16 protein-coding genes, 1 tRNA gene and 1 pseudogene are annotated in these 18033 nt (G+C 53.0%); 12 read left to right on the top strand and 6 right to left on the bottom strand.

Going from position 1 to position 18033, the window contains the following annotated elements:
- Position 1: 1 nt before the first annotated feature.
- The 3 genes from ACOTYB_RS06860 to ACOTYB_RS06850 all read left to right on the top strand — a co-directional run bounded on the left by ACOTYB_RS06860 (position 2) and on the right by ACOTYB_RS06850 (position 918).
- Positions 2 to 244, top strand: coding sequence for a hypothetical protein (locus tag ACOTYB_RS06860; protein WP_251842241.1), 243 nt, complete (start codon positions 2 to 4; stop codon positions 242 to 244).
- Positions 241 to 651 (top strand): hypothetical protein, encoded by a 411-nt coding sequence (locus ACOTYB_RS06855; protein ID WP_251842240.1) that lies wholly within the window; start codon positions 241 to 243, stop codon positions 649 to 651. The genes ACOTYB_RS06860 and ACOTYB_RS06855 overlap by 4 nt, the downstream gene beginning before the upstream one ends.
- Before the next feature lie 81 nt (positions 652 to 732).
- On the top strand, positions 733 to 918 hold the full coding sequence (locus ACOTYB_RS06850; RefSeq protein ID WP_165298120.1) for a DNA-binding protein: 186 nt from the start codon (positions 733 to 735) through the stop codon (positions 916 to 918).
- Here ACOTYB_RS06850 and ACOTYB_RS06845 read toward each other — a convergent pair.
- Positions 902 to 2071, bottom strand: coding sequence for a tyrosine-type recombinase/integrase (locus ACOTYB_RS06845; protein ID WP_032634979.1), 1170 nt, complete (start codon positions 2069 to 2071; stop codon positions 902 to 904). The genes ACOTYB_RS06850 and ACOTYB_RS06845 overlap by 17 nt on opposite strands.
- Positions 2072 to 2266: 195 nt before the next feature.
- Here ACOTYB_RS06845 and ACOTYB_RS06840 point away from each other — a divergent pair.
- Positions 2267 to 2338 (top strand) — tRNA-Arg (locus ACOTYB_RS06840).
- A gap of 13 nt (positions 2339 to 2351) precedes the next feature.
- On the opposite strand, the gene ACOTYB_RS06835 is transcribed toward ACOTYB_RS06840, so the two are convergent.
- Positions 2352 to 3731: a diguanylate cyclase gene (locus ACOTYB_RS06835; RefSeq protein ID WP_220153261.1), complete on the bottom strand. Its 1380-nt coding sequence runs from the start codon at positions 3729 to 3731 to the stop codon at positions 2352 to 2354.
- 268 nt (positions 3732 to 3999) lie between these two features.
- Between ACOTYB_RS06835 and lpxP the strand changes: the two genes are divergently transcribed.
- On the top strand, positions 4000 to 4920 hold the full coding sequence (gene lpxP, locus ACOTYB_RS06830; protein WP_086527955.1) for a kdo(2)-lipid IV(A) palmitoleoyltransferase: 921 nt from the start codon (positions 4000 to 4002) through the stop codon (positions 4918 to 4920).
- 359 nt (positions 4921 to 5279) lie between these two features.
- Positions 5280 to 5351, top strand: coding sequence for a membrane protein YpdK (gene ypdK / locus ACOTYB_RS06825; RefSeq protein ID WP_099458937.1), 72 nt, complete (start codon positions 5280 to 5282; stop codon positions 5349 to 5351).
- A 58-nt stretch (positions 5352 to 5409) separates the two neighbouring features.
- Here the strand turns inward: ypdK and alaC are convergent, their stop codons facing one another.
- Positions 5410 to 6645: an alanine transaminase gene (gene alaC, locus ACOTYB_RS06820; protein ID WP_023314600.1), complete on the bottom strand. Its 1236-nt coding sequence runs from the start codon at positions 6643 to 6645 to the stop codon at positions 5410 to 5412.
- A gap of 385 nt (positions 6646 to 7030) precedes the next feature.
- Between alaC and ACOTYB_RS06815 the strand changes: the two genes are divergently transcribed.
- Positions 7031 to 8728, top strand: coding sequence for a sensor histidine kinase (locus ACOTYB_RS06815; protein ID WP_003861356.1), 1698 nt, complete (start codon positions 7031 to 7033; stop codon positions 8726 to 8728).
- Positions 8729 to 8741: 13 nt separating this feature from the next.
- The gene (locus ACOTYB_RS06810; protein WP_003861354.1) at positions 8742 to 9473 is read left to right on the top strand and encodes a LytR/AlgR family response regulator transcription factor; all 732 of its coding nucleotides are present in this window, start codon (positions 8742 to 8744) and stop codon (positions 9471 to 9473) included.
- Between the two features lie 35 nt (positions 9474 to 9508).
- On the opposite strand, the gene glk is transcribed toward ACOTYB_RS06810, so the two are convergent.
- Positions 9509 to 10474, bottom strand: a complete 966-nt coding sequence (glk, locus tag ACOTYB_RS06805; protein ID WP_003861352.1) for a glucokinase — start codon at positions 10472 to 10474, stop codon at positions 9509 to 9511.
- Positions 10475 to 10679: 205 nt separating this feature from the next.
- Between glk and ACOTYB_RS06800 the strand changes: the two genes are divergently transcribed.
- Positions 10680 to 11915, top strand: a complete 1236-nt coding sequence (locus ACOTYB_RS06800; RefSeq protein WP_045141727.1) for an ion channel protein — start codon at positions 10680 to 10682, stop codon at positions 11913 to 11915.
- On the opposite strand, the pseudogene ipdC reads toward ACOTYB_RS06800, so the two are convergent.
- A pseudogene (gene ipdC / locus ACOTYB_RS06795) lies at positions 11916 to 13564 on the bottom strand (indolepyruvate decarboxylase).
- A 186-nt stretch (positions 13565 to 13750) separates the two neighbouring features.
- On the opposite strand from ipdC, the gene mgrA reads away from it, so the two are divergent.
- Together mgrA and ypeC are read left to right on the top strand one after the other, a co-directional pair.
- Positions 13751 to 14749: an L-glyceraldehyde 3-phosphate reductase gene (mgrA, locus tag ACOTYB_RS06790; protein WP_220153263.1), complete on the top strand. Its 999-nt coding sequence runs from the start codon at positions 13751 to 13753 to the stop codon at positions 14747 to 14749.
- 126 nt (positions 14750 to 14875) lie between these two features.
- Positions 14876 to 15223, top strand: coding sequence for a DUF2502 domain-containing protein YpeC (gene ypeC, locus ACOTYB_RS06785; RefSeq protein ID WP_003861345.1), 348 nt, complete (start codon positions 14876 to 14878; stop codon positions 15221 to 15223).
- Positions 15224 to 15256: 33 nt separating this feature from the next.
- Here ypeC and ACOTYB_RS06780 read toward each other — a convergent pair whose 3' ends face one another.
- Entirely contained in the window at positions 15257 to 16495 is a 1239-nt protein-coding gene (locus tag ACOTYB_RS06780) for an Nramp family divalent metal transporter (protein WP_003861343.1), read from the bottom strand.
- Positions 16496 to 16840: 345 nt separating this feature from the next.
- Between ACOTYB_RS06780 and nupC the strand changes: the two genes are divergently transcribed.
- The gene (nupC, locus tag ACOTYB_RS06775) at positions 16841 to 18028 is read left to right on the top strand and encodes a nucleoside permease NupC (protein ID WP_409248808.1); all 1188 of its coding nucleotides are present in this window, start codon (positions 16841 to 16843) and stop codon (positions 18026 to 18028) included.
- Positions 18029 to 18033 lie beyond the last annotated feature (5 nt).

The raw sequence follows: 18033 nt of genomic DNA, 5'->3' as shown, positions 1-18033 counted from the left end.
TATGGCTCGTTATATCGCAGTAATTCACGGCTGTCATGTGCATAGCAAGGGATTCACGGTTCATCAGCTTGAAGCAACATGCCGAGAATCGGCAGAGAAAGATGCAGCTTACTTATCCAGCCAGCGAAAAAAGCCATTCTGTGAATGTGCTTACGTGGTGGTTGAGGTCGCTGATAGCGAGACACTTCGCGCATCCCGCAAGCTAACCATTCGTGAACGCCTGACTGGGAGGACTAACCCATGACATTCACCAAAGAGAGACTGACGGAATTATCCAGACGTGAAAATGTCGGGGCTATTCTCGGCGAAGAAATTGCAGAGCTGGCGCGTATTGCGCTGGCATCGCTCGAAGCGGAGGCTGTGTGCGTTATCGACCAGTCCAATCTTGATTATCTCAAATCTGGCGCTGATGCAGATGTATGGCCAGCATCCAGAAAAGAGATGGGTGATGTGCTTCTGTATCGCACCGCCCCGCCAGCGCCGGTAGTTCCTGATGAGGCTATAAGTCTTGCCGTTGATGGAATAATGTCTACTTACGCAGATAATCAGGACGAATGCCGGAAACGTATTAGAAATCATATTGAAGACGCCTGCCGCGCCGCCATGCAGGGAGCAATGCAGCAGGAGGAGACGGTAAAATCAAAAAAGTAGATCGCTGCGATGTCTGCACTGAAGGCGCTCGCGGCGGGTGTGGTACGTGTGTTTTTAACGGTAATTTTTGATGAGGTATTTATGACTACTACTGATTTTATGGAGGAGCAGGAAGTATTCGACCTGCTCAAAAAGAAAAAAACTGCTGTTTGGCGCTTACGCAAAGAACGTGGTTTCCCCAATCCTGTTCTCACATATCCGTCACGCTACAGCCGTAAAGCAGTTATGAAATGGATTGAAGAGGGCGGCGTCAACCGAGCTGTTTAACATGCCAGAATATTTTATCGGCATACATTTCATAAGCCTCTTTCTGCTCCACCAGCCAGTCGTGTTTGTTGTACACGGCCATCACACCACCCAGTTCATGCCCCAGCATCTTTTCGGTGACATGGGGCATAACTCCCTCCCCTGACAAATTCGTTACCAGTGAGCGCCTGAAATCGTGCGTTCTCCATTCAGGTATATCAATTTTATCCCTTAGTTTTTTCATGTAGAGATTTGCTGACGAACGATCTATTGCCTTATCCAGTTCCTGGCCAGGGAACAGGACGGTGTTACCCGAATTTAAAAGCCTCTCTACAAAAGGCTTTACCTGCTCAAAAACAGGACGACGAATAACATTCCCCATTTTTGAATGCTCAGCTGGAGTAGTCCAAATAAGATCGTCCATATTGAATTCACTGTTAGTAGCCAGGCGAAGTTCTGACAATCTGGCTCCCCACAACAACAACAGTTGGTGAAGCACCTTGTTGGAAGTAACGATCTTGTTGTTTTCCAGCGCGAGCCATATTTTTGCCAGTTCGGTATAGGTTAAAACCCTGCTACCAACATCCGGCTTCTTTCCTATCGTCTTAACGCTGAGCTTCAGAACCTCGCACGAAGGTATGAGTTGTCGGCTGATACACCAGTTCATTACTGATCGCAGCTGCAGGAGAAGTACCCTGGCCTTTTTGCCGTTTTTCTTTTCCTGCTTATCGAAAAACCTAACCCATGCTGAAACAGGGATGTTGACGACGGGGGCATCCGGGAATTCTGTGTACATAGTGTTGTACACAACTGACTTGTATAAAGTCTGTGTATTAGGCTTCAGGGTTTCAACATACTTGTTCCACCACTGATCGAGACACTCTTTCAGCGTCAGCTCGCCATCCTCTTTGGCAAAATAATTTTTAGGGTTTAGCCCCTTGAGGTACAATTCGCGCATCTCGCCGACTATTACGCGCGCTTCTTTCAGAGAGGTAGCTGGATAGCGTCCAATAGAAAGGCGAACAGGTTTACCGTTCCATCGGTACCGAAACTGAAACGTAATCGTTCCGGTAGGGGTTATACGCACGCTGAGACCGTCGCCATCTGTTACTTCTGGCGCGCCGTTGTATGGCTTGTCATTGATGCTGCGTAGTTTGGTATCACTGAGGGCCACGGCTCTGTATCCTGTACACACTGATTTTCAGCATTCTGTACTCAATCTGTACGCAATGGCAAGTGAACCAAATGATTTTCTTTGCGTACAGACATGAACGAACAGGAAATAAAAGAGACTAAAAGCTTGAAGCTGCGTGGACTATTGGGATAACATGCAACACAAGACGAACACTTAAAAATCAGTTATTTCTACGTCCTCTTAGTTAAATGGATATAACGAGCCCCTCCTAAGGGCTAGTTGCAGGTTCGATTCCTGCAGGGGACACTTCTGTATTTCCTTACGCCCCCTTCCAAAGCTCCACGCAGTTTCGGCCACGCTGTTTCGCGCCGTATAAAGCTTCATCCGCCGCCTGAATCAATCGCTCGTAATCGGGATGCCCGTTGAACATCGCCACGCCTATCGAGAGGGAGAGCGGGATAATATCGCCGGTTGGGGAGTTAACCTTGATTTTTTCCACCCGCCTGCGGATACGCTCGGCGATTCGCAGCGCGTCCACCTCTGAGATTTCCGTTAGCACAATCAGAAATTCATCGCCGCCGTAGCGAAAAACGTAATCACAGGTTCGCACGTTGTCGTAGAACGCGCCGGAGACTTTTCGCAGGATCTCGTCCCCGGTATTGTGCCCCCAGGTATCGTTGATTTGTTTAAATTTGTCGACGTCAATCAGCAGCGTCGAGAGCTTTGTTCCCGCCCGGGTGGCGTGCAGGATTTCGCGTTTGAAGATGGTTGGCAGGAAACGGCGATTCAACAGGCGGGTCAGGACATCAACCCCCACCTCGTGTCGCGACACTTCGTCAAACAGTTCGCGCAAAAGCGTGATGATTTGCGAGAGCGTATTACGCATTCGCTGCAAGAATTTATCCCGCTGCGCTTTATCACTCAGACCCTGCCCTGAAAGACGGACCTCGTTAAAAAGGTCATCGAATTCCTGAATCAGACGAGAGATATGACCAGCCTCAGCGATCCCGCTGAAATAGTGCCGACCTTTATGGCTAAACCACAGTCCAAATTCAGACTGCCCCAGCGGCAGACTGTTGCCGATACTGGAATTAAGCGTGATCTTATACAGAAGCACCATTTCCCATGACAGCAGCGCCGCGGTCTGTCTCTCCTTCTCCTCTTCTGCGTTCTCCATTAAGGAAAAGATGCGGTAATTTTCGTCCTCTTTCGCCGCATTGTTCTCGCTAAATACATAGGCCCGCGACATCACTTCCATGGCCAGATCGATACTGTTAATCGCGTAGTGATAAATATGCAGCTTCACCTCAGGCGAATGGGCGCTGGTAGTAATGACAGGTAACAGCAGCTTTTTCAGAACACGGAAGCCCATTTCAACTAAATCAACCGAAATACCAATACGGGCATGAACATCCGCAGCGCGCTGCTGCGCCCGCATCTGCTCTTCAACCTGCTCCACACGGCATGAGAGCACATCAATAAGCCAGCGACGAAGCGCCTCCTGAAGCTGCCTCTCCACCTGTTCGGTGGTCAGGAATTCCGCTGCCGACGGATCTGCCAGCACAACACGATAGAATTCAGCGACCAGGGGCGTTGCGTTGTCCCTGGCAAGCTCAGTCGCAAGCCGATGCACATCGGGATCGGTTTCATTAATTAGCTTCACCCATTCTTCTTTCACCGTTTGCAGGTAGGTTTCCATGGTCTGCACCTTCAGGAGGCATGCGGGAACGCAGATTTAACAATAGCAAAATCAAACCACTCCGCAATTGCCGCTTTTTTAAACAAAAACGAGTGATAGCTCATAATGTATAACGGTGCTACATTATGCCGCCCACCCAAGTCAGCAATGGCCAGGCAACGTCGTAAAGAATGGTAAAGCCTGCAACCATGACCTCGTCCTACGGTCTTAATGGCACGTGGTATCGCGAAGTCTGCGCTACCTTCACAGGCTTTACATAGGTTCCACTATTTTGTCTCAATCCAAATTTCAGCGGGCATTTCTGCACCCGCGCTACTGGTTTACGTGGTTTGGCCTTGGCGTACTTTGGCTGCTGGTTCAACTTCCTTATCCCGTGATCCGTTTCCTGGGTTCGAAGCTCGGCAGCGCATCGCGTCACTTCCTTAAGCGTCGTGAGTCCATTGCCCGAAAAAATCTCGAACTTTGCTTTCCGCATTACAATGCGCAGCAGCGCGAAACGCTGATTGCGGAAAACTTTAAATCTATCGGTATGGCGCTGCTTGAAACCGGTATGGCCTGGTTCTGGCCAGACGAGCGTGTCCGTAAATGGTTTGACGTGGAAGGTCTGGATAACCTTAAACGTGCCCAGATGCAAAACCGCGGCGTGATGGTTGTGGGTGTGCATTTTATGTCGCTTGAGCTGGGTGGCCGCGTTATGGGCCTTTGTCAGCCGATGATGGCAACCTATCGCCCGCATAACAGCGCGCTGATGGAATGGGTACAAACGCGGGGCCGCATGCGTTCAAATAAGGCGATGATCAGCCGTAACAATTTGCGCGGTATGGTTGGCGCCCTGAAAAAAGGTGAAGCAGTCTGGTTTGCCCCGGATCAGGACTACGGTCCTAAAGGCAGCAGCTTTGCCCCTTTCTTTGCGGTTAAAGATGTCGCTACGACGAACGGTACCTTTGTGATTTCACGTCTCTCAGGCGCCGCGATGTTGACGGTGACCATGGTCAGAAAAGCGGATAAGTCAGGCTATCGTCTGCATATCTCCCCAGAGATGGCGAACTATCCTGAAGATGAGAGTGAAGCCGCGACCTTTATCAATAAGGTGATTGAGTTTGAGATTATGCGTGCGCCTGAGCAGTATCTGTGGATGCACCGCCGCTTTAAAACCCGTCCCCTGGGCGAAGCCTCACTCTATATCTGACCCCTTTCGAAGGTTAGTTTCGCTAAGAAACTAACCTTTTCAAACACCTGTAATCACAGTGCGTAACGGCTTTTATCGACCGTCGCTCAACAGGCATTTATTGCGTACCGAAATCAAACTGTCGCCGTTCCACGACACTCGTAAGTGTAGGAAATTATTTAAAAAAATGCCTCTTGTCACTCCTGAAATTTAGGCGTACATTAGCGCCGTCTGGCGACAGGAAAGCACAGAATTCAGAGCTGAAGTTAGCGACGTAACGGGATAATTCCGATTTCCCCTTTCGCATGATTTCAACTCTCTATACTCAGTTGGACTCTGTTTTTTTAATGCGTACCGGAAGATACGCGGAGCGATGAAACGTGAAATATTTCTTTATGGGCATTTCGGTTATTGTTTTAGTTTGGGCCGGAACGTTTGCTCTGATGATCTAGTTAAGAAAATGCAGTCAAAAAAACAGGCGCCGTTGGCGCCTGTTTTTTTTGGGGTCTGTTACGACTCGGGTTGTTCCGCAACGCTCTTCGCTGCAAGCAGGCCATCCGCACGGAACATGCTTTTAATGCCCCGCACTGCCTGACGAATACGGTCGCTGTTTTCAATCAGCGCGAAACGCACATGCGTGTCACCGTAGTCACCAAAGCCAATGCCTGGAGAGACGCAAACCTTCGCATCCTGAAGCAGTTTTTTGGCAAATTCCAGAGAACCCATCGCCGCATACGGCTCGGGGATTTTCGCCCAGACGTACATGGAGGCTTTAGGCATTTCCACCATCCAGCCTGCTTCATGAAGCCCTTTTACCAGCACATCACGACGGCGTTTGTACTGAGCGGCAATATCGAGCACGCACTGCTGATCCCCTTCCAGCGCCGCGATGGCCGCGACCTGTAACGGCGTAAAGGTGCCATAGTCATGGTAGCTTTTAATACGCGCCAGGGCACTCACCAGCGTTTTGTTTCCCACCATAAAACCAATTCGCCAGCCCGCCATGTTGTAGCTTTTCGACAGGGTGAAAAACTCAACCGCCACATCACGGGCACCCGGTACCTGCATAATTGACGGCGCTTTCCAGCCATCATAAACGATATCGGCGTAGGCGAGATCGTGTACCACCAGCACGTCGTAACGCTTAGCCAGCGCGACCACTTTCTCGAAGAATTCGAGTTCAACGCATTGTGCCGTTGGGTTTGACGGGAAACCGAGGATCATCATTTTCGGCTTCGGATAGCTTTCACGAATCGCCCGTTCCAGCTCGTTAAAGAAGTCGACGCCTTCCACCAGCGGGACAGAACGCACCTGCGCCCCGGCAATCACCGCCCCATAGATGTGAATCGGGTAGCTCGGATTCGGCACCAGTACGGTATCGCCGTGATCCAGCGTCGCCAGCATCAGGTGGGCCAGCCCCTCTTTGGAGCCAATGGTCACAATCGCTTCATTTTCAGGATCGATATCGACCTGATAACGATCCTGATACCAGCGGGAGATCGCCCGACGTAAGCGTGGAATGCCGCGTGAGGTGGAATACCCATGGGTATCGGGACGCTGGGCAACCGTGCAGAGTTTCTCAACAATGTGCGGCGGCGTTGGGCCGTCAGGGTTACCCATACTGAAATCGATAATGTCTTCGCCGCGCCGACGCGCAGCCATTTTCAGTTCAGCAGTGATATTGAAAACATAAGGGGGGAGACGATCGATACGCGTAAAACGGCGTTCAGGACTGAATTCAGCCATAGATTCCTCAGAGTCACGTTAGCGCCCGGACCGTCCGAGCGACGCTGCCACCCGTGTGGCATGCTTAGAAAATAACCTGAAGAAAAAGACGCTGTCGAGAGGATAACGGCAAAACAATATTTTGCGCTAAAACGGGAATGCGATTGCAGTGAAAAGCGGAACTCCTATCGCGAACAGGCAGTTTTAAGCTCTACAATTTAACACAATATTTTCAGTATCGTTACCTGACGTTTCTCCCCAAACGGAAAAGCGCCGGCTTTTAGTCAAAAGCCAGCAATCCCCTTTGAGAATTATGGTTTTCCCCATTTGATAAATCTGATGGATAGCTGGTCATCAGGCCCTATGTTTTCTATCATAGATTTTTCCCGTTTTCCCAGGCCTGACCGTGCACGAAATCTTCAATATGCTCCTCGCGGTGTTCGACCGCGCGGCATTAATGCTGATCTGTCTCTTTTTCCTTATCCGCATCCGCTTGTTCCGCGAACTGTTGCATAAATCTGCCCATTCGCCAAAAGAGCTGCTGGCCGTCACGTTTATCTTTTCGATGTTTGCCCTGTTCAGCACCTGGTCCGGGGTGCCGGTAGAAGGCTCGCTGGTGAACGTGCGCATCATCGCCGTCATGTCGGGCGGGATCCTCTTTGGTCCCTGGGTCGGGATTATCACAGGCATTATCGCTGGCACCCATCGATACCTGATTGATATTGGCGGCGTGACGGCAGTTCCCTGCTTTATCACCAGCATTATTGCCGGGCTGCTCTCGGGCTGGATTAACCGCAAAATCCCGAAAAAGCAGCACTGGCGTGCGGGGATTATCGCGGGGATGGTCTGCGAAACGCTGACCATGATCCTGGTCATCGTCTGGGCGCCAACCGTTGCGCTGGGGCTGGATATCGTCTCGAAGATCGGTATTCCGATGATCCTCGGGAGCGTCTGTATCGGTTTTATCGTGCTGCTGGTGCAAAGCGTGGAAGGTGAAAAAGAGGCCAGCGCCGCGCGTCAGGCCAAGCTGGCGCTGGATATCGCCAACAAGACGCTGCCGCTTTTCCGGCACGTTAACGCCGAATCTTTACGTCAGGTTTGCGATATCATCCGCCGTGATATTCATGCCGATGCGGTCGCTATCACCAATATTGATCACGTGCTGGCTTACGTTGGCGTCGGTGAGCACAATTATCGCGACAGCGACGACACCATCAGCCCAACCACCAGACAGGCGATTAACTACGGAAAAATCATCATTAAAAACAATGACGAAGCCCACCGGACGCCAGAGATCCACTCAATGCTGGTGATCCCGCTGTGGGAAAAAGGCGTGGTCACGGGGACGCTGAAAATTTACTACTGTCATGCGCACCAAATCACCTCCTCGCTCCAGGAGATGGCGATTGGCCTGTCGCAGATCATCTCCACTCAACTAGAGGTTTCGCGTGCAGAGCAGCTGCGAGAGATGGCAAATAAGGCAGAGCTGCGCGCCCTGCAAAGCAAGATCAATCCCCATTTTCTGTTTAACGCGCTGAACGCTATCTCCTCTTCCATCCGTCTGAATCCGGACACCGCGCGGCAGCTGATATTTAATCTGTCGCGCTATCTTCGCTACAACATTGAGCTAAAAGACGACGAGCAGATCGACATCAAAAAAGAGCTGTATCAAATCAAGGATTACATCGCGATCGAGCAGGCTCGCTTTGGCGATAAGCTGACGGTCATTTACGATATTGATGAAGAGGTCAACTGCGTGATCCCAAGCCTGCTGATCCAGCCTCTGGTGGAAAACGCCATTGTTCACGGTATTCAGCCGTGTAAAGGCAAAGGCGTGGTAACAATTAGCGTAACGGAAAGCGGTAACCGCGTGCGTATCGCCGTGCGCGATACCGGGCACGGCATCGATCCGAAAGTTATCGAACGCGTCAAATCAAACGAAATGCCGGGCAACAAGATCGGACTGCTGAATGTGCATCACCGGGTCAAACTGCTGTACGGTGACGGGCTGCATATTCACCGCCTTGAGCCGGGCACCGAAATTGCCTTTTATGTTCCGAATGAGCGAACGCCCGTGAATGCCCCCATATCCTTGTTGCCGTAGGCCGGAGTAACAGATGAAAGTCATCATCGTAGAAGATGAATTTCTGGCTCAACAGGAGTTGAGCTGGCTTATCAAAACCCACAGCCAGATGGAGATTGTTGGCTGTTTTGAGGATGGTCTGGACGTGCTGAAATTTTTACAGCATAACCGGGTCGACGCGATATTCCTCGATATTAATATTCCGTCGCTGGACGGCGTCCTGCTGGCGCAAAATATCAATCAGTTCGCCCACAAGCCGTTTATTGTGTTTGTCACCGCGTGGAAAGAGCATGCCGTGGAGGCCTTCGAGCTTGAGGCGTTTGACTATATTCTAAAGCCGTACCAGGAGTCGCGTATTATCAGCATGCTGCATAAGCTGGAAGCCGCGTGGCAGCAGCAGTCCTTACCCGCCAGTGCCAGCCCGGCAGCGCGGGAAAACGACACGATTAATCTGGTGAAGGACGAACGGATCATCGTCACGCCTGTCGACGATATTTACTATGCCGAAGCGCATGAAAAAATGACATTTGTCTATACGCGGCGTGAATCCTACGTCATGGCGATGAACATCACCGAATTCTGCAATAAACTCCCGGCCGCCCACTTCTTCCGCTGCCACCGCTCGTTCTGCGTCAACCTGAACAAGATCCGCGAAATCGAACCCTGGTTTAACAACACCTATATATTGCGGCTGAAGGATCTGGATTTTCAGGTGCCGGTAAGCCGCAGCAGAGTGAAAGAGTTCCGCCAGCTCATGCACCTGTAGCACGTTCCCTCTCCCGCAGGAGAGGGAAATGAGCGTCAGAGGATCTGACCAAGAACCTGACGCAGATGCGCGCCGGATCCCAGTAAGCCTGGGTTGTCGTGGACAATCAGGTAAACAGGAATGTCCTGGACATAGCTCCTGAAGCGGCCTTTGTCTTCGAAGCCGCCACGGAAGCCGGAGGCGGTAAAGAAATCGAGGAAGCGCGGCACGATCCCGCCCGCAATATAGACCCCGCCAAAGGTGCCAAGGTTCAGCGCCAGGTTGCCGCCAAAACGCCCCATGATGACGCAGAACAGCGACAAAGCACGGCGGCAGTCAATACAGCTGTCGGCCAGCGCGCGTTCGGTCACATCTTTCGGTTGCAGATTTTCCGGCAGACGACCGTCTGATTTGACAATCGCCCGATACAGGTTCACCAGACCCGGACCAGAAAGCACCCGCTCGGCCGACACGTGACCAATCTCGGCGCGTAGCTCCTCAAGAATAATGCCCTCTTCTTCGCTGTTCGGCGCAAAATCCACGTGACCGCCCTCGCCCGGCAGGCTGACCCAGCGTTTGTCGACGTGGACCAGGTGCGCCACCCCCAGACCGGTTCCCGCGCCGTAAACGGCAATCGGTTTGCCTTCAACCGGGGCCGTACCGCCGAACTGAATCAGATGCTCTGGTTTAAGCATTGGGATAGCCATGGAAACCGCAGTGAAGTCGTTGATAATTTCAAGGTGCGAGAAGCCGAGGTTTTTCCGCATTTCGGCAATTGAGAAGGCCCACGTGTGGTTGGTCATCGCCACCCAGTCGCCGGTAATCGGACAGGCGATGGCGATACAACCGTCTTCAACGCTCACTTTATGCTCTTCCAGATAGACGCGAACCACCGCTTCCAGGCTTGGGTAATCCAGCCCTGAATAGGTTTTCGCCTGAGAAATTTCACCGCTGTTCACATCGCACAGGGCAAGGCGCGCGTTGGTGCCGCCTACATCACCTACCAAAGCATACTTTGTCATTCTTCTACTGCTCCGCTAAAGTCAGAATAAATCTTTGGGACACTGTAAATTCAAGGCGTGATAACAACAACGACCAGAAGGTGACTGCCCATGGATTATCGATCTTCGTCACATTATAACTTTACCGTTTCAGCACCTTTTGCACTATTGCCACAATGCTGATTGTGCAAAGTAACGTTAAGCCGTTTTGTACAAGGAAATCATCATGCTCCATCCGCGAGCCAGAACCATGCTGTTATTGGCTGTCCCGGCGCTGATTATTGGCGTGGCGTCGAGCCTGGTGCTCATCGTCGTCATGAAAGTGGCGGCGGTGCTGCAAACGATTTTATGGACCGCGCTTCCGGTAAAACTCGGCATCAGCATTGACTCGCCGGGCTGGATCATGATGATGCTGACCCTGACCGGGATTGCCGTAGGGCTGGTGATCCGCTATAGCCCGGGTCATGCCGGGCCGGACCCGGCACTGGAACCCTTGATTGGCGCCCCTGTCTCTCCCTCTGCTCTGCCGGGGCTTATTATCGCGCTGATTATCGGTCTTGCGGGCGGCGTAAGCCTCGGGCCTGAACATCCCATTATGGCGGTTAATATCGCGCTGGCGGTCTTTCTGGGGGCGCGTCTTTTTCCGCGCGTTGGCGCGCTGGACTGGACGATCCTGGCGTCAGCAGGCACCATCGGGGCGCTGTTTGGCACTCCGGTCGCGGCTGCGCTCATTTTTTCGCAAACGCTCAGCAGTGATCATGAGGTGCCGCTTTGGGATAAACTCTTCGCGCCGCTAATGGCCGCCGCTGCGGGAGCCCTCACCACCAGCCTGTTTTTCCATCCCCATTTTTCACTCTCCATTCCCCACTACGGCCAGATGCAACTCACAGATATTTTCAGCGGCGCCGTCGTCGTCGCGATCGCCATTGCGCTGGGGATGGTCGCGGTGTGGTGTCTCCCTCGCCTGCATCGCCTGATGCACAGGCTGAAGCATCCGGTGCTGATCCTGGGCATGGGGGGTTTTATTCTGGGCGTTTTAGGCGCCATCGGCGGGACGGTTACGCTGTTTAAGGGTCTGGACGAGATGCAGCAGCTGGCCTTCAGCCAGGTCTTCAGCGTCTCCGATTATCTGCTGTTCGCGCTGGTAAAACTGGCGGCGCTGGTGGTCGCTGCGGCCTGTGGTTTCAGGGGAGGTCGAATCTTCCCGGCGGTATTTGTTGGCGTCGCGCTGGGGCTGATGCTGCATGAGCACGTTGACGCTGTCCCTGCGGCGATTACCGTCTCCTGTTCCATTCTGGGGCTGGTACTGGTGGTCACGCGCGATGCGTGGCTGAGCCTGTTTATGGCGGCCGTTGTCGTGCCGGATACCACGCTTCTGCCGCTGCTCTGTATCGTGATGTTGCCCGCCTGGCTCCTGCTGGCGGGCAAACCGATGCTAATGGGATGGCGAAACGACAGGTAATCAGGCGTTATTGCGTGCCTCCAGCGCTTTGGTCAGCGCGCTCAGCAGCGGCGGAATATCGGCTTTCGGCAGCATCACCTCGATCAGCGAAAGCCGCTCATGGTGTGCCACTTTATCCAGCACCTCCGCCAGCGCTTCCGCTTCGCTGACGCGCCAGCACTCTGCCTGAGGCGCCAGGCTCAGCGCCTGCGGGATCTGCGTCCAGTTCCAGAGGGCAATGTCGTTATAGCGCTGCTCCGGCCCGTGGATGGCCCTTTCCACCGTGTATCCTTCGTTGTTAAGCACCAGAATAATTGGGCGCTGCTTGTCGCGCAGCATCGATCCCAGCTCCTGAATGGTCAACTGCGCGGCGCCGTCACCCGTCAGGACAATCACGCGTCGGTTCGGACACGCCGTTTGCGCGCCAAACGCCGCCGCCAGCGTGTAGCCAATCGATCCCCACAGCGGCTGGACGATAAAGTTCACGTCCGCCGGTAAACGCAGATCGATAGCGCCGAAAGCAGACGTTCCCTGGTCAGCCAGAATAATGTCTCCGGGGCGAATAAACGTTTGCAGGGTACGCCAGAAGCTCTCCTGAGTCAGCGCCCCTTCAATAGTCGGGAACGAAAAGCCGCTGTGATCCGATGGCGCTCGCGTATCACGAACATAGGTTTTACACAGCGCTGTCAGCGTTCCCTCATCGGGATACCCGTAAACCAGACGTCGCCGACGCGGGACGCGTGAGGCTGAACCTCTATCGTCTGGTCTGGCGTAAGCTGGTGGGTAAATCCGGCAGTGAGCGTATCGGTAAAGCGCGTGCCAATGCACAGCACCGTATTAGCACCCTCGATGGCCTCTTTGACCGGCGCGGCGCTCGCCGATCCGCTGTAAGTGCCGTAAAAACCGCTCTGTCGTTCGTCAAAAATGCCCTTGCCCATCAGCATGGTGGCGTGTGCCATCGGCACCTCTTTCACCCACGTCTGAAGGGCCGCGCGCAGACCGTGGCGGAGTACCAGGAAGTCCGCTAACAGCGCGGTACGTTTGCTCGTAGACAAGCGCTTTTCGGCAGCCTCACGGAACGCCTGCAAGCAGGCTGAATCGGCCGGTGCGGGGTTAACAGTGAGAGCGCTTACAGGAGGTGTAGCGGCTTTTTTCGCCACATCGGCGGGCAGCATCAGATAGCCCGGACGGCGCTCCCGCAGCATGGTGGTCAGGACTCTGTCAATTTCATAGCAGGCGTTTTGTTCCGTAAGCACCGCCTGCGCAACGGTGATGGGTTCGCTCATATGATAGAAGTGGCGGAACTCGCCGTCGCCCAACGTATGGTGCAGTAACTCTCCTCGCTGCTGCGCCGCCATACCCGGGGCCCCTACAATATGGAGGACGGGAACATGTTCGGCAAAGCTGCCCGCCACACCGTTCATGGCGCTTAACTCCCCAACGCCGAATGTCGTCAGAAGTGCGGCAAAGCCCTTACAGCGGGCATAGCCGTCTGCGGCGTAAGACGCGTTCAGTTCGTTGGCACAGCCCACCCAGCAGATGTCCGGGCTGTCTATCACGTGATCGAGAAATTGCAGGTTATAGTCGCCCGGCACGCCAAACAGATGATCGGCACCACAATCTGTTAGTCGGTCCAGCAGGTAATCGGCGACGCAATAGGGGGTACGCATATTATAAGTGTCCTTCTGACGTTGACCTCACTCTGAGTATTAAATAAGCGTGAAGCGTGTCCAGAATTGACGACAATCAGGGGCTGGAAAGAATGCTTTACGAAAAAAGCTGCGCTATGCTCATTTTCTTCAGATTAGTGTAAACGTATACACGGATGTTTCTTTCCAGCGCCAGAGGTCTCACAAATGGGTTATCAGCCTGACAAAAATCGTTATAAGACAATGCAATATCGCCGCTGTGGGCAAAGCGGTCTTAAGCTTCCTGCCATCTCGCTGGGGCTGTGGCATAATTTTGGCGACGCGACGTTGCTCGAAAACAGCCGTCAACTTTTACAGCGTGCTTTCAATTTGGGTATTACACATTTTGACCTTGCCAATAATTACGGCCCGCCTCCTGGTTCGGCCGAACGTAATTTTGGGCGCATTTTGCAGGAGGATTTCCTGCCCTGGCGCGATGAGCTGATCATCTCCACTAAAGCGGGCTACACCATGTGGGACGGGCCTTACGGTGACTGGGGCTCGCGTAAATATCTGATCGCAAGCCTGGACCAGAGCCTCAAGCGTATGGGGCTGGAGTATGTCGATATCTTCTATCACCACCGCCCGGATCCACACACGCCGCTACGTGAAACCATGAAAGCGCTTGACCATGTGGTGCGTCAGGGCAAAGCGCTGTACATCGGTCTGTCCAACTACCCGGCAGAAATGGCACGGCAGGCGATTGAAATAATGGAGGATCTGGGCACGCCATGTTTGATCCACCAGCCGAAGTACTCCATGTTTGAACGTGCGCCTGAAGAGGGGTTGCTGGACGTGTTGCAGCAAAAAGGGGTGGGATGTATCCCCTTCTCTCCACTGGCGGGCGGACAGTTGACCGATCGCTATCTGAACGGCATCCCGGCGGATTCTCGCGCAGCAAGCGGCAGTAAGTTCCTTAATCCGGAACAGATCACCGACAAAAAGCTGGAAAAGGTACGTAAGCTGAATGCGCTGGCGGAAAAACGGGGGCAAAAGCTGTCGCAAATGGCACTGGCCTGGATCCTGCGCCACGATGCGGTGACATCCGTGCTCATCGGCGCAAGCAAGACCGGACAAATTGATGATGCAGCAGGCGTGCTTGAAAATTGTCGGTTCACGGCGGAAGAGTTGAAGACGATAGATACGATCCTGTCCAGTTCAGATTAAAAACACTTTTAGCAAAAAGTGCTCTCATTCATGATTTAGGAGTTGAGGTGATGAAACGAATGTTTACCAACTCGTAAAATTGCGTTAACAGGCCGCACATCGGCCCCGATCGTGAAGGAGAAGAGTATGTTCAGGTCACTGATTCTTGCAGCGGTATTACTGGCTTCGGCCCCGCTGGTCGCCAATGCGGGCGAAATCACCCTGTTGCCATCGATTAAATTACAAATTGGCGATCGTGATGACTACGGCAGATACTGGGACGGTGGCTACTGGCGCGACCGTGACTACTGGCATCGCCATTATGAATGGCGTCAAAACCGCTGGTGGAAACACGATAACGGCTATCACCGTGGCTGGGATAAGCGTAAGGCTTACGAACGCGGCTACCGCGAAGGCTGGAAAGATCGTGACGACCGCCGTGGCGGCTGGGGTCACGGAAAAGGCAGAGGCCACGGTCACGGCCATCACCATTAACAACAAAAAGGAGCCTTCCGGCTCCTTTTTCTTTTACAGGCCTGCGGCTGTGCCTATCAGCAACCACAAGTTTAACGCCACCACCACGACCACAATGGCCCACCCGGCGCGTTTCACCCACGTCGAATTCACCAGATCGCCCATCAGTGATTTGTTGCTGGTGAAGATCAGCAGCGGCACCAGCGCCAGCGCAATCCCGAAACTCAGCAGCACCTGACTCATCACCAGAATGCGGGTCGGATCCAGCCCCATCAGGATCACAACAAAGGAAGGCAGCATCGTGACCGAGCGGCGAACCCACAGCGGAATATGGAAACGTACGAACCCCTGCATCACCACCTGCCCGGCCAGTGTCCCCACAACCGTAGATGAAAGGCCCGCAGCAACCAGGCTTAAACCAAAAATAGTGGCAGCGGCATGACTCAGCAACGGCTCCAGCGTCAGGTAAGCCTGGTCAAGATCGGCAACCCCGGTATGCCCGTTAAAGTGGAACGCGGCGGCGGCGGTGGCCATCATCGCCAGATTCACAAATCCGGCAATGGTCATCGCGATAGCCACATCCCATTTCGAGGCGGAGTAGCGCTCTTTACTCGTCCCGCCATGCAGATTCTGGGTTAATGAAGAGTGTAGATAAATGACGTGCGGCATAATGGTCGCCCCCAGCACCCCGGCAGCCAGAAAAACGGCTTCAGAAGTGGGTAACGACGGGATCACCATCCCTTTCGTCAGCTGCGCCAGATTCGGCTGGGAGAAAATCAGCTCAACAATATAGGCGGCAGCGACGAACAGCAGCAGGCCGCCGATGACTTTCTCCAGCGGTTTTTGCCCCCGCCGCTGGAGCATCAGAATCAGGAAAGTGGCGATACCGGTCAGCACGGCCCCCTGAAGCAGAGAGACGCCCAGAATAAGCTTAAAGCCGATCGCCGCCCCGATAAACTCGGCGAGATCGGTGGCCATGGCGATAATTTCCGCCTGAACCCAGTAAAACCAAACTGCCGGACGTGGATAATGATCGCGGATTTGCTCCGCCAGGTTTTTTCCGGTAGCAATACCCAGCTTCGCGGAGAGCATCTGAATCAGCATCGCCATCAGATTGGCCCAGACCACAACCCACAGCAGTTTATAGCCGAAGCTGGCCCCGGCCTGAATGTTGGTCGCAAAATTACCCGGATCGATGTAGCCAATCGCGGCAATGAATGCCGGTCCCATTAATGCGAGCCGCAGCTTGCGTGCCGCTCTGCCGCTGCTACTCTCTACGCGACTATTCGTCATTTCTGCCTCTGGAAATATAGCCTTTGCTATGTTTCATGCTATCAAAATGAGAATGATTATCAAGTTCATTTAAAATGGTTAACATGATTTCTCTGATAGCCAGGAACGATAGACAGGCAGGTGGAGCAAGGTCACAGAATGTGAAAATGCGCAGACATTTGTGAAGCGTAGCACACAAACTTAACTTTTCACTCATTTACCTAACATAACAAAAATGTATTGTTGATCACTATTTTTGAGACTCGTCACAGGATGTAACTATAGTGTGGGCTTGATCTCGTTTTCTTTGTGCTTGTTACATAGAATGTGCACGGAAATTAAACCTGCCTCATATTTGGAGCAAATATGGACCGCGTCCTTCATTTTGTCCTGGCACTTGTTGTCGTTACTGCACTTGCATTGCTGGTCAGCACAGACCGCAAAAAAATTCGTATTCGCTATGTTGTCCAGCTGCTGGTCATTGAAGTTTTACTTGCGTGGTTCTTCCTGAACTCCAACGTAGGCCTCGGCTTCGTGAAAGGCTTCTCCGAAATGTTCGAAAAACTGCTCGGATTTGCCAACGAAGGGACCAACTTCGTCTTTGGCAGCATGAACGATCAGGGCCTGGCCTTCTTCTTCCTGAAGGTACTCTGCCCTATCGTCTTCATCTCTGCCCTGATCGGTATCCTTCAGCACATCCGCGTTCTGCCGGTGGTTATCCGTGCGATCGGCTTCCTGTTATCGAAAGTTAACGGCATGGGTAAACTGGAATCCTTTAACGCAGTCAGCTCACTGATCCTCGGTCAGTCTGAGAACTTCATTGCGTATAAAGATATCCTCGGCAAGATGTCCCGTAACCGCATGTACACCATGGCGGCAACCGCAATGTCTACCGTTTCCATGTCTATCGTGGGCGCGTATATGACCATGCTGGAACCAAAATACGTGGTTGCGGCCCTGGTTCTGAACATGTTCAGCACCTTTATCGTGCTTTCGCTGATTAACCCGTACCGCGTGGATGCCAGCGAAGAGAACATTCAGATGTCTAACCTGCACGAGGGGCAGAGCTTCTTCGAAATGCTGGGTGAATACACTCTGGCGGGTTTCAAGGTTGCAATTATCGTTGCCGCGATGCTGATTGGCTTTATCGCGCTGATCGCTGCGCTGAACGCCCTGTTTGCGGCCGTACTCGGTATCTCCTTCCAGGGCATTCTGGGCTATATCTTCTACCCGGTTGCCTGGGTGATGGGTGTACCGGCTCACGAAGCGTTGCAGGTGGGCAGCATCATGGCAACGAAACTGGTATCCAACGAATTCGTGGCGATGATGGATCTCCAGAAGATTGCCAGCACACTCTCCCCACGTGCGGAAGGGATCCTGTCCGTCTTCCTGGTCTCCTTCGCGAACTTCTCTTCCATCGGTATCATCGCTGGCGCGATTAAAGGCCTGAACGAAGAGCAGGGTAACGTGGTTTCTCGCTTTGGCCTGAAGCTGGTTTACGGTTCAACGCTGGTGAGCGTCCTGTCTGCCTCTATTGCAGCACTGGTTCTGTAATTCAT

It is taken from the genome of Enterobacter cloacae complex sp. IR5450 (assembly GCF_049238665.1).
Classification (GTDB): Bacteria; Pseudomonadota; Gammaproteobacteria; order Enterobacterales; family Enterobacteriaceae; genus Enterobacter; species Enterobacter hormaechei_C.
This window is presented reverse-complemented; position numbering and strand designations above follow the sequence as displayed.